This is a genomic window from Luteimonas salinisoli (assembly GCF_013425525.1).
In the GTDB taxonomy this organism is placed as follows: domain Bacteria; phylum Pseudomonadota; class Gammaproteobacteria; order Xanthomonadales; family Xanthomonadaceae; genus Luteimonas; species Luteimonas salinisoli.
Genome location: NZ_JACCKA010000085.1, coordinates 39693 through 55476, shown reverse-complemented (window position 1 = coordinate 55476; position 15784 = coordinate 39693). Strand labels below are relative to the sequence as shown.

Annotated in this window: 9 protein-coding genes; all 9 read left to right on the top strand. The window is 70.4% G+C overall.

All coding sequences use genetic code 11. The features are described 5' to 3' along the window. The first annotated feature begins 13 nt into the window (after nucleotides 1–13). Nucleotides 14–3598, top strand: coding sequence for an exodeoxyribonuclease V subunit gamma (gene recC, locus H0E84_RS15280; protein ID WP_180679504.1), 3585 nt, complete (start codon nucleotides 14–16; stop codon nucleotides 3596–3598). Beyond that, nucleotides 3595–7227 carry an exodeoxyribonuclease V subunit beta gene (recB, locus tag H0E84_RS15275; RefSeq protein WP_180679503.1) on the top strand — a complete coding sequence of 1211 codons (3633 nt, stop codon included), beginning with the start codon at nucleotides 3595–3597 and terminating at the stop codon, nucleotides 7225–7227. The genes recC and recB overlap by 4 nt, the downstream gene beginning before the upstream one ends. Beyond that, entirely contained in the window at nucleotides 7224–9134 is a 1911-nt protein-coding gene (recD, locus tag H0E84_RS15270; protein ID WP_180679502.1) for an exodeoxyribonuclease V subunit alpha, read from the top strand. Before recB ends, recD begins: the two co-directional genes overlap by 4 nt. A gap of 28 nt (nucleotides 9135–9162) precedes the next feature. Then, nucleotides 9163–9414: a virulence RhuM family protein gene (locus H0E84_RS20235; RefSeq protein WP_219339773.1), complete on the top strand. Its 252-nt coding sequence runs from the start codon at nucleotides 9163–9165 to the stop codon at nucleotides 9412–9414. Between the two features lie 201 nt (nucleotides 9415–9615). Next, the gene (locus H0E84_RS15260; protein ID WP_180679501.1) at nucleotides 9616–11112 is read left to right on the top strand and encodes a sulfatase family protein; all 1497 of its coding nucleotides are present in this window, start codon (nucleotides 9616–9618) and stop codon (nucleotides 11110–11112) included. A 52-nt stretch (nucleotides 11113–11164) separates the two neighbouring features. Continuing rightward, on the top strand, nucleotides 11165–11308 hold the full coding sequence (locus H0E84_RS15255; RefSeq protein ID WP_180679500.1) for a hypothetical protein: 144 nt from the start codon (nucleotides 11165–11167) through the stop codon (nucleotides 11306–11308). Between the two features lie 106 nt (nucleotides 11309–11414). Then, on the top strand, nucleotides 11415–13799 hold the full coding sequence (locus H0E84_RS15250) for a TonB-dependent receptor (protein WP_180679499.1): 2385 nt from the start codon (nucleotides 11415–11417) through the stop codon (nucleotides 13797–13799). A gap of 41 nt (nucleotides 13800–13840) precedes the next feature. Then, nucleotides 13841–14518 (top strand): response regulator, encoded by a 678-nt coding sequence (locus H0E84_RS15245; protein WP_180679519.1) that lies wholly within the window; start codon nucleotides 13841–13843, stop codon nucleotides 14516–14518. Further along, nucleotides 14518–15756, top strand: coding sequence for a sensor histidine kinase (locus tag H0E84_RS20770; RefSeq protein WP_219339771.1), 1239 nt, complete (start codon nucleotides 14518–14520; stop codon nucleotides 15754–15756). The genes H0E84_RS15245 and H0E84_RS20770 overlap by 1 nt, the downstream gene beginning before the upstream one ends. Nucleotides 15757–15784: the final 28 nt, after the last annotated feature.

Genomic DNA, 15784 nt, shown 5'->3' with positions numbered 1-15784 from the left:
GCATCATGGCCGGATGCCCGCCGCCGCGCCCGATTTCCGCCTCTACCACTCCAATGCGCTCGACGTGCTTGCCGGGCTGCTGGCGCATGAGCTGCGCATCCCGGCGCCGGGTCAAGCACTGCTGGCGCCGGACACCGTGCTGATCCCGCAGGTGGCGATGCGGCGCTGGCTGCAGGCCACCCTGGCCGCCGCGCACGGGGTGGCCGCGAACCTCGAATTCCTGACCCCGGGCGAATTCGTCGCCCGCGCGCTCACCGCCAACCTCGGCCCGGCCACCGACGAGCCCGACGTCGCGACGCTGCACTGGCATCTCTATGCCGCGCTGACCGACGCGCAGTTCATGGCGCAACCCGCGCTGGCGGCGCTGCGCGCACACGTCGACGGACCGTATCGCACGCACGTCGATGGATCGGATCCGGTGCGCGCGCACGGCGAGCGGCCCGATCCGCAGCGCACCCGCGTCGAAGGTCCACACCCCCTGCGCGAGCACGGCGACAGCCATGATCCGCTGCGCGCCTGGGCACTGGCCGGCGAGCTCGCCTCGGTGTTCGAGAAATACCAGGCCTGGCGCCGCGAGTGGCTGCTGCGCTGGGAGGCGGGCGCCGAGCCGGACGATCCGCAGGCGATCCTGTGGCGGCGCATCGCCCGCGGCCGCTCCCACCGCGCGCGGCGCATCCAGCAATATCTCGACCGCTTCGAAGCGCGCGACGCGCCGCTGCCCACCGGCCTGCCGCCGCGACTGTTCGCCTTCGCCACCCTCAACGTCTCGCCCGACGTGCTGCGGGTGCTGGCCACCCAGGCGCGGGTTGGCACGCTGCACTTCTACGTGCCCTCGCCCAGCCGCGACTACTGGGGCGACCTGCAGCGGGTGCGCGCCGGCGGCATCGAAGCCGCGCACGACGATGCCGCCCGCTCCGAGAACCCGCTGCTGCAGGCCTGGGGCCACGCCGGCCGGGACTTCATGGCGGTGCTCGGTGGCTACGAAGTGGTGCATGCCTCGGCCGAGATCGCCGCGCATGCGGATCCTGGGGAAAAAACGGGGTCAGAGTCGATTTTTCCTCCTGATTCTGCCGACCCGGACAATGGGCGGGGGAAAATCGACTCTGACCCCGTTTTCTCTTCCAGCCCCAGCCTGCTGCGCCGCCTGCAGGCCGACCTGTTCCACCGCCGCCCGTCGCCGCCGCTCGCGCCCACCGCCACCGACCCGCGCACCCGCCTGCCGGCGCTGCGCCGCGACGACCCGAGCCTGCAGCTGCACGCCTGCCACACCCGCCTGCGCGAGCTGCAGGTGCTGCGCGACCAGCTGCGCGCGCTGTTCGACGACGAACGCTTCGATCCGCCGCTCAAGCCCCGCGAGGTGGCGGTGCTGGCGCCGGACGTCGATCCCTACCTGCCGTACCTGGAGGCGGTGTTCGGCGATCGCGGCCGCGAGGACGCGATCCCCTATGCGCTGGCCGACGCCAGCCCGCTGGCCAACGAGCCGCTGGCCGAAGTGTTCGTGCGCCTGCTGGCGCTGCCGGTCTCGCGCTTCGGCCTGCACGAGACGCTGGACCTGCTGGCCAGCCCCGCGCTGGCCGAGGCCAACGGGCTCGACGCGCCCGCGATCGAGCGCCTGCAGGCCTGGCTCTTGGCCGCCGGCGCGCGCTGGGGCCTGGACGGCGAGCACCGCGCCCGCTTCGACGCGCCCGAGGACGACGCCTACACCTGGGCCTTTGCCCTCGACCGCCTGCTGCTGGGCCACGCCAGCGGCAGCGAGGCGCTGATCCGCGCCAGCGATGGCCGCATCTTGGCCCCGCTGCCGGACCTGGAAGGCAGCGCCCTGGACGCGCTCGACACCCTGGTGCGGCTGCTGCGCGTGCTGGCCCGCAACGCCAGGGTGCTGGGCGCAGCCATGCCCCCGGCGCAGTGGCGCGAACGCCTGCTGGAACTGCTCGACGCGCTGCTGCCCAGGCCGCCTTCCAATCCTGCGAGCCAGCGCGCGCTGGACCGGCTGCGCACCCTGGTGGACGGCTTCGCCAGCACCGCCGGCAGCGCCGGTTTCGAAGACCCGGTGCCGGCGGAGGCCGTGCGCGCGCACTTCCGCGCGGTGCTGGCCGAGGCCGACACCCGCGCACCGCTGCTCACCGGCGGCGTCAGCATCGCCCGCATGGTGCCGATGCGGCTGCTGCCGTTCCGGGTGATCTGCGTGCTGGGCATGAACGACGCCGAATTCCCGCGCCGCGATCCCGCCGCCGGGCTCAACCGGCTCACCGCCGAGCTCGGTACCGACAGGCGCCGCGCCGGCGACCGCTCCACCCGCGACGACGACCGCTTCCTGTTCCTGCAGCTGTTCACCGCCGCGCAGGACGTGTTCTACGCCAGCTGGCAGGGCGCCGACCCGCGCGACGGCAGCCGGCGCGAGCCTTCCGTGCTGGTGTCGGAGCTGATCGACGCCGCCGTGGACCAGCACGCAGCGGGCGCACAAGACGTGGCCGATGCGCTGGTGGTGCGCCATCCATTGCAGCCGTTCTCGGCCGAGGCCTTTGGCTCGGAGGCCGAGCCGCGCCGCTTCTCCTACCACGCCCGCTGGCAACAGGCCGCCGCCGGCGCCGCCGACAGGCGCCAGCCGCTGCCGCCGTGGTTCGCCGGCGAACCGTTCGCGCCGGGCGAAGCCGAGCCGGAGCTGCCGATCAGCGCCCTGCGCCGTTTCCTGCTGCACCCGGCGGAAGAACTGCTCGCGCGCATGGGCATGCGCCTGGTGGAGATCGAGGAGCAGGGCGCGGACCTGGAGCCGCTGGCCGCGCCGGGCGCCGGCCTGGAGCGCAGCGTGCTGCAGCGCGCGCTGTTCAACGAGCTGCTGCGCGGGCTGGACGACCCGGTCATCCACGCATCGCTGCGCGCACGCGGCCTGCTGCCGTCCGGCGCCGCCGGCCGCCGCGTGCTTGTCGACCAGCGCGAACTGCTGGCGCCGTGGCTGGAGGCGTTCTCGCAGTGGCGCGGGGACGCGGAAGCCGGGTCGGTGCTGGCCGAGGTCGAGATCGACGGCGTGCGCGTGCACGGCCGCATCCAGGACGTCTACCCGCACGGCATCCCCCGCCTGCGCTTCGGCAAGCCCAACGGGCCAAGCGCGGTACGCAGCGGCCTGGACTGGCTGCTGGCGCGCGCGGCCGGCATCGACCTGCCGCTGGTGGAATTCTTCGACGGCGGCCGCGCCGGCCCCGGCCCGTTCGAGCGCCCGGAGCTGTCGCCCGCCGATGCCCGCAATGCCCTGCGCGAGCTGCTCGCGCTGCGCGCCCACGGCCTGCGCGCACCGCTGCCGTACGCGCCCTACAGCGCCTGGGCGTACTACGACTGCGCCGGGAACCCGGAGCGCGGCGTCAAGGCCGCGCGCAGCCAGTGGCACGGCAGCGGCGGCGGCTTTGCCGAAGGGCACGGCGACGCCCTGCGCCAGGCCCTGCGCGGCTGCGATCCCTTCGGCGACCAGGACAGCCTGCAGCGCTTCGTCGACGCCGCGATGCTGGTGTTCCTGGCCCTGCAGGACGGCAAGGTCCACGGTGGCACCGATCCCGCCACGCTCGACGGCCTGGCCGAGCGCTTCGAGCCGGAGGACGCCGAATGAGCGCGCCACGGGATCCGTACCTCACCCAGCCGCTGCAAGGCGTGTTCGCCATCGAGGCCTCCGCCGGCACCGGCAAGACCTTCACCCTGGCCACCCTGCTGGCGCGGCTGGTGCTCGAGCGCGGCCTGCGCGTGGGCGAGATCCTGGCGGTGACCTTCACCGAGGCCGCCACCCAGGAGCTGCGCGCGCGGGTGCGCAAACGGCTGCTGCTGGCGGCGGAGGTCGCGGCTGGCCTGCCCATGGAGGATTCGCCCGAGGCGGAGCTGATGCGCACGCTGATCCAGGCGCACCTGGAGCGCAGCGGTGAACCGGAGGCAGACGTCCGCCGCCGGCTGCGCCAGGCCGTGGACGAGATCGACCTGGCCGCCATCTTCACCATCCACGGCTTCTGCGCCCGGGTGCTGCGCGAGCACGCGCTGGAAAGCGGGCAGGGCTTCGATCCGCCGGAGCTCCTGGCCAGCGACGCGGAACTGCGCGCCGGGATCGCCGCCGACCTGTGGCGCTCGCACGCGGTGGACGCCGACGCCGTCGACGACCTGCATGCGCTGTGGCCGCAGGGCCCGGAGGCGCTGGCCAGGGACCTGTCGGCGCTGGTGCGCGAGCCGGTGCTCCTGCCGCCGCCGCCGGGCCCGCTGCCCGATCCGGGTCCCATGCTGCAGGCGGCCGCACAGGCCTTCGCCGAAGCCGCGCGCACCCACGGCGATGGCTTCCGCGACGAGCTGCTGCGGGCGGCGGAAGGCAAGGTGCTGCACGGGGGCAGCTACAAGGCCGAATGGATCGAAGACCTGTTCGCCCAGCTCTCCCGCTGGTGCGACCGCGCCGAGCCGGGCTCGCGCTTCCACCACGCCAAGCTGGAACAGCTGCACCGCGAGACCCTGCTCAAGCGCACCAGCAAGGCCGGCGCCGGCCGCACCCCGGATTCCCCGCTGTGCGACGCGGTGGAGGAATACGCCGCCGCCCTGGCCGAGGTGGACCGCCTGCGCGAAGCGCGCCAGGCCGCCCTGCTGCACCGGCTGCGCGGCGACGCCCGCCGCCGCCTGCGCCAGCACAAGCAGCAGGCGCGCGTGCTGACCTACGACGACCTCATCGACCGCGTCGCCGACGCGCTCCAGGGCGAGCACGGCGACGCGCTCGCCGGGCGCCTGCGCGCGCAGTACCGCATCGCCCTGGTGGACGAGTTCCAGGACACCGACCCGCGCCAGTGGCAGATCTTCAACCGCGTGTTCGGCGCCGGCAGCCCGGAGCCGGCGCTGTTCCTCATCGGCGATCCCAAGCAGGCCATCTACGGCTTCCGCGGCGGAGACGTGGAGACCTACCTGGCCGCCCAGCACACCGCGCACATGGCGCCGCCGCTGGCGCACAACTTCCGCTCGCGCCCCGCCGTGCTCGGCAGCCTCGAAGCGCTGTACGGCCAGGCGCAGTCCGCGCACGAAGACGACCCGGGCAACATCGCCCCGCCCTTCATCGACCCGCGCATCCGGTTCCACCCGGTGCAGCCGGGCGGCGCGCGCGAAGACGCCGAGTACCAGCGCAACGGCGCGCCCGCGCCGGCGCTCACCCTGTGGCAGGCGCCCGAGCCGACCGAACGCGATGCCAAGGGCAACCCCAAGCCCCATCCCTCCCCGCGCTCGCGCGACCTCGCCACCCAGGCCTGCGTGGCCGCGATCCACGGCGTGCTCACCGACGCGCGCGCCGGGCGCGCCACCATCAACGGCGAGCCGGTGCGCCCCGGCGACATCGCGGTGCTGGTACGCAAGCACAGCGAAGCCATCCTGATTCGCGACGCCCTGGCCGCGGTGGGCATCCCGGCGGTGGCCGCGGGCAAGCAGAGCCTGTTCGCCACCCCGGAGGCGCGCGAACTGCACACCCTGCTGCAGGCGCTGGTGCACGGCTCCGACGACCGCCGCCTGCGCGCGGCGCTCGCCACCGTGCTGGTGGGCGAGGACGCGCACGCGATCGCCGCGCTCGACGCCGAAGGCGCCACCCTGCAGCGCAAGCAGATGGAAGCACTCGCCTGGCGCGAGCGCCTGCAGCGCGGCGGCCCGCTGGCGCTGGTCGGCGAGCTGTGCGCGCAGCATGCGCCGCGCCTGCTCGGCCTGATGGACGGCGAGCGCCGCCTCACCAACTACCTGCAGCTGGCCGAGCAGCTGCAGGAAGCCCAGCGCAACGCACTTGGCCTGCACGGCCTGCTCGACTGGCTGGCGCGCGCCATCGCCGAGGCCAGCGCCGACGACGAGGCCCAGCAGCTGCGGCTGGAGTCCGACGCCCGCCGCGTGCAGGTGGTCACCCTGCACAAGAGCAAGGGGCTGGAATACCCGCTGGTGTACCTGCCCTACGTCGGCATCGGCAGCCAGGCCCGCAGCCCCGGCCGCAAGGTGACCGTGCACGGCGACGACGGTCGCGTGCTGCACTGGAAGCTGCAGCAGGAAGACAGCGGCTGGAACGACGCCTGCGAAGCCTGGCAGCGCAGCGAGCGCGCCGAGGACGCGCGCCTGCTCTACGTCGGCCTCACCCGCACCCGCGACGCGCTGTGGCTGGCCACCGGTACCTTCTTCTGCCACACCAGGTCGCCGCTGTGGCCGATGGTCTCCGACCCGGAAGCCCTGACCGCGCGCGCGCCGGACGCCATCGCCATCGATGCCGCGCAGCCGCCCGCCCAGCTGCCCTGGCTCGGCGCCGAAACCGTGGAAGCCGTCCCCGCCGCCCGCACGGCCACGCGCCCGCTCGCCAGCGACTGGTGGGTCTACAGCTTCACCCAGCTCGCCAACGCCGATGCCGGCCACGACCTCTCCACCGCAGCCACCCAGCCGGCCGCCGGCGGCCGCGACGAGCCGGAGGACAACCCGGAAGCCGCGCCCACCGAGGCCGCCGACATCGACCCGCGCTTTGGCGGCGCCCGCTTCGGCGTGGTGCTGCACGAGGTGTTCGAGAACGCCGATTTTGCCGCCTGGCACGCCTGGCGCCCCGGCGACGACGCCCCGGAAGGCGAGCGCAACAAGATCACCATCGCCCTGGGCAAAGGCGGCTATGCCGCCGACGACATGGATGACGGCGTGGCCGTGATCGTGCCCATGATCGGCCACACCCTCACCACCGCCCTGCCGGAAGGCACCGCGCTCGCCGCCGTGCCGGAAGACCAGCGCCGCCCGGAGATCGAGTTCCAGTTCGCCCTCGCGCCCACCCGCGTCGACGCGCTGCTCGCCCTGCTGCACCGCCACGGCCTGCTCGCCGCGCGCCAGGGCTTCGGCCTGCGCCGCAGGCTGGAAGGCCTGATGACCGGCCTGATCGACCTGACCTACCTGCACGAAGGCCGCTGGTACGTGCTCGACTACAAATCCAACCGCCTGCCCGGCTACGCCCCCGCCCAGCTGGAGGAGGCCATGGCGCACAGCGAATATCACCTGCAGGCGCTGATCTACACCCTCGCCCTGCACCGCTGGCTGCGCTTCCGCCTGGGCGAGGGCTACGACTACGACCGCGACTTCGGCGGCGCCCGCTACCTGTTCTGCCGCGGCATCGACGCCAGCCGCGGCGACGGGCAGGGCATCCAGGCCTGGCGCTTCGATCCCGCGCTGGTGCATGCGCTCGACGCCCTGTTCGCGGGCCAGACCAGCGGGGCCGCCGCGTGAACCTGCTGCAGGCCCTCACCAAGGCTGGCGCCCTGCGCACGCTGGACCACGCGCTGGCGCAGAGCCTGCGCCGGCTGGATCCGGACACCCCGGATAGCGTGCTGGCCGCCGCCGCCCTGGCCTCGCTGGCCGTCGTCGACGGCCACGCCGGCTTCGACCCGGCCGAACCGCAGCGCCTGGTGGAAGCGCCCATCGACTGGCCCACGCCGGAGGCCTGGTGCCAGGCGCTGGAGTCCTCGCGCTGGGTCGCCTGCCCCCAGGCTGGCGACGCCGAATCCGCCGCCGACGCCCCGCTCGTGTTCGAGCACGGCCTGGTCTACCTGCGCCGCTACCGCGAGTACGAGCGCCGCCTGGCCGAAGGCCTGCGCCGCATCGGCAGCGCCCACCCGCATCCGCGCGAGCAAGCCGATCGCGACCACGCGCAGCTTCCCGCCCACCTCGCCGAGCTCTTCGCCCAGCTCTTCCCCGATGCCGCCACCGGCGAGGACCTGCAGTCCCGCGCCGCCGGCACCGCCCTGCACCACAACCTGCTGCTGGTCACCGGCGGCCCCGGCACCGGCAAGACCACCACCATCACCCGCATGCTGGTGCTGCTGGTGGCGCAGGCGCTGCAGGCCGGCACCGCGCCGCCGCGGATCGCCCTGGCCGCGCCCACCGGCCGCGCCGCCGAGCGCATGGCCGAGAGCGTACGCAACGCCGTGCAGGCGCTCACCGCCCTGGGCATCGACCCCGCCCTGTGCGCCCACCTGCCCACCACCGGCACCACCCTGCACCGCCTGCTCGGCACCATCCCCGACAGCTCCGGCTTCCGGCACCACGCCGACAACCCCCTGCCGCTCGACGTGGTGGTGGTGGACGAAGCCTCCATGATCGACCTGCCGCTGATGGCCAAGCTGGTGGAAGCCGTGCCCGACGGCGCCCGCCTGGTCCTGCTCGGCGACCCCGACCAGCTGCCCTCGGTGGAAGCGGGTGACGTCCTCAGCGGCATCCTCGAGGCCACCCCCCCCATAGGAGCGGCCCATGGCCGCGAAACCCACACCCCCACCGACGCCCACACCCCCGCGCCCGCCGGCGACCCCATTCACGCCCAACCCGGCACCAAACCCACCCCGTTCCCCGCCCGCCACATCCACCTCACCCGCGGCTGGCGCCAGAGCGCCGAACTCGACCTCGCCCCCCTGGCCGCCGCCGTGCGCGAAGGCGACAGCGCCACCGCCCTGTCACTGCTGCGCGACGGCGAGCTCTCCGGCGTGCATTTCCACGAAGGCAACGCCGACCCGCTGCAGACCCACCGCGAGCACCTGCTCGCCCACTGGGCCTCGCTCGCCGAAGCCACCGACCCCGCCCAAGCCCTCGCCAACGCCGCCCGCCTGCGCATCCTCACCGCCGTGCGCGAAGGCCCGCAGGGCGCGCGCGGGCTCAACGTCCGCATCGAGGACCTGCTGGCCGGCACCCGCCGCGGCGCCGGCCCCGCGGCCACCGCCAACCGTTACTTCCACGGCCGCCTGCTGCTGATCACCGAAAACAGCTACCGCCACCGCCTGTTCAACGGCGACATCGGCATCTGCCTGCGCGATGGCGGCACCCTGATGGCGTGGTTCCCCGGCGACGACCCGCACAACCCGCGCCCCTTCCACCCCGCAGCGCTGCCCGCGCACGACAGCGCCTTCGCGATGACCGTGCACAAGGCGCAAGGCTCCGAGTTCGACGAGGTGTGGCTGGTGCTGCCGGAGCGCCACAATCGCGTGCTGTCGCGGGAACTTTTGTACACGGGGATGACCCGGGCACGGCGTGAGCTGCATGTCGCCGGCAGCGAGGACGTGATTCGCGAAGCACTGTCGCGACACGCCGGTCGCTGGTCGGGACTGGGGTGGCGGCTGGGCGCGCCGCAGGAAACGCTACGCTGACGAGCCGCGCGATCGCGCAAGGAGTGACATGAACACGCAGGACGAGACCGTGCCGACGTCGGAACTGGTGCTCTACCGCACCGACGATGCGCAGACCCGGATCCAGGTGCGGCTGGATGGCCAGGCCGTCTGGCTGACGCAACGCCAGATGGCGGTTTCCGGCCATGAGGTCTCAGACCATTTTGTTGGCGTCAACAAAATGGTCGACCTGGGCTCCGGCAGCCAGCGCGAGGTCGACGACATCATGCTCACGCGGGAACCTGACCTCGTTCTGGGATAGTCATGGTCCGGCGGAACAGTCGCCACTCGACGGCGGCCGCCTGGTCGGCATCGGGGAAGCGGCCCGCTGAAGCCGGCGCGCTTCTTCGGCTGCCGGCGTGCAGTATCGGCTGCGCGGGAAAGAACGCCATCGGAGCGGGGCCGGCTGGCCTGCCCACAAGCGCTGTGCTTCACTGTCGCCGGTCCAGGTCCGAGTAGAGGAATGACATCGTCGATCACGCGCGCCGTGTTGTTGCCCGCGCTGCTTGCGCTCGTTGCCTGCACACATGTGCCCGCGCCCGACCCCGAGCATGCTGCAGAGCGAGGCAGGCCGCCGAACATCGTCATCGTCTTCACCGACGACCAGGGTTATGCCGACCTGCACAACTTCGGCGGTCATCATCTGCACACGCCCCGTCTCGACCGGATGGCGGCGGAAGGTGTGCGCTTGACAAGCTTCTATGTCGCTCAGCCGGTGTGTTCGGCCTCGCGCGCGGCACTGCTGACGGGCAGCTATCCCAACCGCGTGGGCGTGTCCGGGGCGTTCATGCCGCACAGCGGCAAGGGGCTGAACCTCTCGGAGACCACGCTGGCCGACCTGCTGCGGCAGGCTGGCTATGCCACCGGTCATTTCGGCAAGTGGCATCTGGGCGATGCGCCGGAGTTCCGCCCGAACCGGCAGGGGTTCGACACGTTCTACGGCATCCTGCATTCCAACGACATGTGGCCGCACCATCCGCAGCAGGGCACGTTGTTCGATTTCGACGAGCTGCAACTGTTCGACAACGAGCAGGTTGCCCGGGTTCTCGACGACCAGAGCGATCTCACCCGCGTACTCACCGAGCGCAGCGTGGCCTTCATCGAACAGCACCGCGCGCGGCCGTTCTTCCTGTATCTGGCGCATCCGCAGCCGCACGTGCCGCTTCATGCTTCGGAGGCCTTCCAGGGCGCATCCGGCCGCGGGCTGTACGCGGATGTGATCGGTGAACTCGACTGGTCGGTAGGCGAGATTCTGGACGCGTTGCGCCGCAACGACCTGGACCGTGACACGTTGGTGGTATTCACCTCGGACAACGGGCCGTGGCTGGCCTACGGCAACCATGCTGGCTCGACCGGTCCATTCGATGAGGGCAAGGGCACGACGCGTGAAGGCGGTGTGCGCGTGCCTTTCATTGCGCGCTGGCCGGGGCACCTGCCCGCGGGCGCGACCATCGACACACCGATGATGAGCATCGATCTGCTGCCGACGATCGCGCGCCTGGCCGGCGTGTCATTGCCGCCACTGCCCATCGATGGCCGTGACGCCTGGCCCGTGCTTTCGGCGCAGACCGATCGACCGGTGCAGCCGGCCTATTTCTTCTACTACGGCGACAACGAGCTGCAGGGCGTGCGCTATGGCAAGTGGAAGCTGTATTTCCCGCACCGGTTCCAGTCGCTGAACGGACGCCCAGGCGGACAGGACGGAGTGCCGGTCGCCTATGGTGCGCGCGTAGTGGAATCGATCGAGCTCTATGACGTCGAGCGCGACCCCGGCGAGCGCGTGGATCTGGCTGCGCGGCATCCTGAAGTGGTCGCGGAGATCCAGCGGCACGCGGCGGGGGTGCGGAAGGAGCTTGGCGATTCGCTGACCGGCATGGAAGGCAGTGGCCGACGTCCGATCGGAACGCGGGACGCGCCAGCGTTCCCGCTGCAATCGCAACGGGAACAGCTAGATATGTGATCGCCGCGTTGCGCTGGCCTGCCTGCAGGCGCTGGATCAACACGTCAACCGCGTGCTCAGCCGCGAACTGGTCTACACCGGCCTGACCCGCGCCCGCCGCGCCCTGCACCTGGCCGGCAGCGCCGAGCTCATCGCCGAGGCGCTGGCGCTGCATGCGAGCCGGTGGTCAGGCCTGGGACGTCGGCTCGAGAGCTAGCCGAGTGCCCGCACTCGCCGTGCCGGCGACCTTTTGGCGACATTTGCCTCGTTAATCTCGCATCGCTTCATGAAGCGAGACGGCCCATTCCTGGAGGCGGAGCGATATGAGCAGGCACGTGCGACGGGCATTGGGGTTGGCGCTTTCGGCGCACTTGATCGGCGTCCCACTGGTCACACACGCAGCGGAGGCACCCGGTGCCCTGACCATCATCGTCAAGGATCAGACCACCGACCGGCCACTTCCAAACGCCAGGGTCACGATCACGAAACGGGAAACCGACGCCGCGCGGTCCGTGGAAACCGACGCACAAGGTCGCATCCTCGTCGATCAGCTCGACCCCGGCCTCTACACGGTCAACATCGCAAAGGCCGGCTTCGCTCCAATCTACGAGCCAAGCGTGCGCGTGATCACGCGGAAGAACTCCAGGGTCGAATTCGAACTGGGCGTTCCGTTGCTGGAGGCGGTGGTGGTTCAAGGCCGGCCAATCGATGGATTGGCATCGCCTTCCAGCACCTACCTCGATCGGGAAGCCTTGCGAAGCGCTGTCGGCGGTGGCGCGGATCCGCTCCTCTCGCTGGACGGCCTGCCCGGCCTGGCTTCCGCCAGCGAGTTCGCAAGCTTCAGCGTACGCGGCCGTGGCCCCCGGGATAACCTGATCTTCGTCGACGAGTTCCCCTTCGACAAAGCGGTGCACTTCGACGCGACACTGGGGGAGGACGAAGACATCGGCGGCGGCGGCCGTTTCTCGATCTTCGCACCGAACGTCATCAGTGGCGCCGAGTTCTCGCCGGGCGGCTGGGGCCCTGCGTATGGCGGCCGGGCGGCATCGCTGCTCAAGCTCGAAGTCGCCGATGGCAATCCAAGCCCGTCGGCCAGTCTGCGCCTCGACCTTGCAGGCGCCGAGGTCGGCTACGACGGGCCGCTCGGCATCACTGAAGGTGCCACCGTGCTCGTGTCCGCCCGCCGGCTGGATTTCGGTGCCTTCTTCGAAACGATCGAGGAACTGGACATCGGAGACCCCGTGTTGAGGGATGTCATCGTCAAGTCGGCCGTGCCGATCAACCAGTCGAACACGCTCGAGGTGCTGCTCATCGACACGCGCGAGACGTACACGCGCGACGTGACTCACGTCTTCGAGTCGCCCAACTTCGAAGACGCGGCGCTGCTCGATTTCGAACAGGACAGCGACCTGTACGGGTTTACCCTGCGATCGTTGATCGGGGAGGACGCCGTCTGGACCAACAAGGTCTACCACCGGGCCAGCAACAAGATCAGCTCGGAGGGCGAAGCATTTCCCGATCTGGTGCCCCCCGGATCGCCCGCTGACAGTTTTCCGGTGCGGGAAAACATCCTCACCGTGACCGAAGACGAAACCGAGATCGGCTGGCGAAGCGACTTCGCGACGGTGAATCGATGGGGTGCATTCAACGCAGGCGTCCAGGTGACGCAGCTCGACCTGGACTACAGCACCGTGCTGGATGGCGACTGGATCCGGTACGTCTACGACAGCGACGACTTCAGGCCCGACCCTGAGCAGCGCTACATCGTGCTGACGCCGGAGAACATCAACGCCTCGCTGAACCGGAAGGCGACGAACTACGCCGGTTACGTGGACCAGGCTTTCAAGCGCGGCGCGTGGGAGCTGCGCACGGGCGTCCGGCTGGAGCGGGACGACCTGACGGACGAAAGCCTCGTGTCGCCCAGACTCAGGGCGACCTGGCAGCCGAGCCGGAACTTCAGGTACTTCGCGACTGCAGGGCTTTTCCACCAGTCGCCACGGTTCCTGGACCTCGCGGCCAACGCGGCGAACACCCTCGAGAACGAGGAGATCACACACGGGAGTTTCGGCCTCGAGTACTTCCCGAACGACCGCTGGTCGGTGTTGACGGAAGCCTACTACCAGGACCACTCCAACCTCGTGGTCGATCTGGACCGGGCGAGCGGGACGTTCGCCAATATCGGCGATGGCGCGTCGTACGGCCTCGATGTCGTGGTCAAAGGCACGATCCGCGAAGGCCTCTACGCCACCGCGACCTACTCCTACAACGATGCGGAAGTGGACCGGAAGGACGGCCGTGGCGCCGTCGCCGCCGAATTCAGTCGCGACCACGTGGCCACCCTCGGGCTGACCTGGGAAATCACCGACCGCTGGAAGGTGGCCGCGCGCTACAAGTACCTGTCCGGCAGGCCGGAGGACGCCTACCTCATCCACGAAGACGTGCTGGGCCCCGGGCAGCCCCTGCGCTACTCGAGGGAGACGACCGAGCGCGGCGTCGGCCGCAAATCCGGCTACGGCGTGCTGAACGCCCGTGTCGACTACCGGCGCGCATTCGGCCCCATCGACGTCACGGCCTTCCTCGATGTCATCAACCTCACCTCGGCGTCGTCGACCGACGACACCGAGTTCGACTACCGCAGGGGCGTCAACGTGGAGGACGAAAGCGAGGCCGAGCCGCTGATCGGGCTTCGGCTAGACTACGCCTGGTAAACGGGAGGCGGCGGATGGCACGCGTTCTTGATGCTGCGCCGATCAGGGCGTTGATCGTCGAGGACAACCGCGACATCTGCGCCAACATCGCCGCGTACCTCGAAAAGCTCGGCTATGTGCTTGATTTCGCCCACGACGGCGTGACCGCGATGAACCTGGCGTTGGCCAATCCGTTCGACGTCATCGTGCTGGACCTGATGATCCCGAGGATGGACGGCCTGACTTTCTGCCAGCGGCTGCGGGCCGATGCCCAGATCGAAACGCCAGTCCTCATGCTGACGGCGCGGGACACGCTCGACGACAGGCTCAAGGGGTTCGACGCCGGCGCCGATGACTACCTGGTCAAGCCATTCGCACTGCAGGAGCTGCATGCGCGCCTGCGGGCCTTGTACAAGCGCAGCCACCGCAATGGCGACAATCTGTTGACGGTCGGCGACCTGACGTTGAACCGGTCCACGCTACAGGTGCACCGGGCGGGGCGGCGCGTCGAGATCAACCCTGCCGGCATCAAGTTGCTCCGACGGTTGATGGAAGAGTCCCCGGCCGTCGTGGATCGCGATGCGCTCGAAACGCTGCTGTGGGCCGACGAGCGGCCGGATGGCGATGCGCTTCGCTCGCACATGTACAAGCTGCGGCAGGCCATCGACCGGCCGTTCGACCGACCGTTGATCCACACGGTGCACCGCATCGGATACCGGATTGCGGAGGACGACCAGTAGTGCCCCGGCACGGTCTGCGCAAGCGTGTCGAGGTTGCGTTCGCGCTGTGCGTGGTCGGGCTCAGCCTGGCCTGGGGGTTCGCGTTCTTCGGCGCAATCAGGCTCAGCGAAGACCGCGTGGTGGTCAACCAGCTGCAGCGCGCCAGCGACAGCTATCCCGATATCACGACGCCCCTTCGGGGCTACGACGACGCCGGGAGCCTGCCGGAACCACTGAGGGCATGGGCGCTCACGGATCCCGATGAGGGCACGTACGAGTTCGTCGCCGAAGAGCTGCATGTGGCGGTGATCCCTGCCGACAATGCGCAGGGGCGCGCATTCGTGGTGTTCGATGTCGCCGGGATCGAGGCGTCCTCCTCCGAGGACTGGTGGTGGCTCCTCGTCATTACCGCCGTCGTGGGCGCGCTCGGTGCGCTGGGTTTCGGGCTGGGCGTTCTGGTGATACGCAGGGCGGTCGCCCCGGTGGTGCAGCTGGCCGAAACGGTCGCGGGGATCGACCTGGAACATCTGTCGGCCGGGGACCACAAGCTCATCGAGTCCAGCCGGTTCGGGGGGGATGAAGTGGGCGTCCTCGCCGGCGCCATCGAGACAACGCTCGAGCGCATCAGCGCATTCATGGCGCGAGAGCGGGACTTCACCGGTGCCGCCAGTCACGAGCTGCGCACGCCGATCACGGTGATCACAGGCGCGCTCGAGCTGCTGGAGCAGAGCGATCTGTCGGGTGAAGACGCGAGGGCGGTGGACCGGATCCGGCGTGCGACGCTGGAGATGAAGTCCACCATCGAAATGTTCCTGTGCATCGCTCGCGAAGCCGACGACGGGTCGTACGGCGAGCATTTCCTGGTAGCCCCATTGGTGGCCCGGGCGATAGAGCAGCAGCGCTACCTGCTGAACGGCAAGTGCGTCGAAGTCGACGTCGAAAGTGTCGCGGCACCCGTCGTTCACGGACATCCACAGGCCTTCCTGATCGCGGTCAGCAACCTGGTGCGAAACGCGTTCGAACAGACTCCCGGTGGGCAGGGACCGATCACGGTCCTCATCAAGGAGCACGAGCTGCGGGTCACCAATCGCTTGAACGGTGACGATACTGGCCGGTGCCCGCCAGCCAGCGCCTCTTCTTCCAATGGAACTGGCCTGGGTCTTGGCATCGTCCAACGACTGTGCGAACGCAACGGCTGGGTATTCACGCTGCACGAGGACGAGGACGAGGCGAGCGTGACCGCCTGCCTTTCCTGGTGAGCCCGGCATCCTCGTAGGAGCGCCCCAT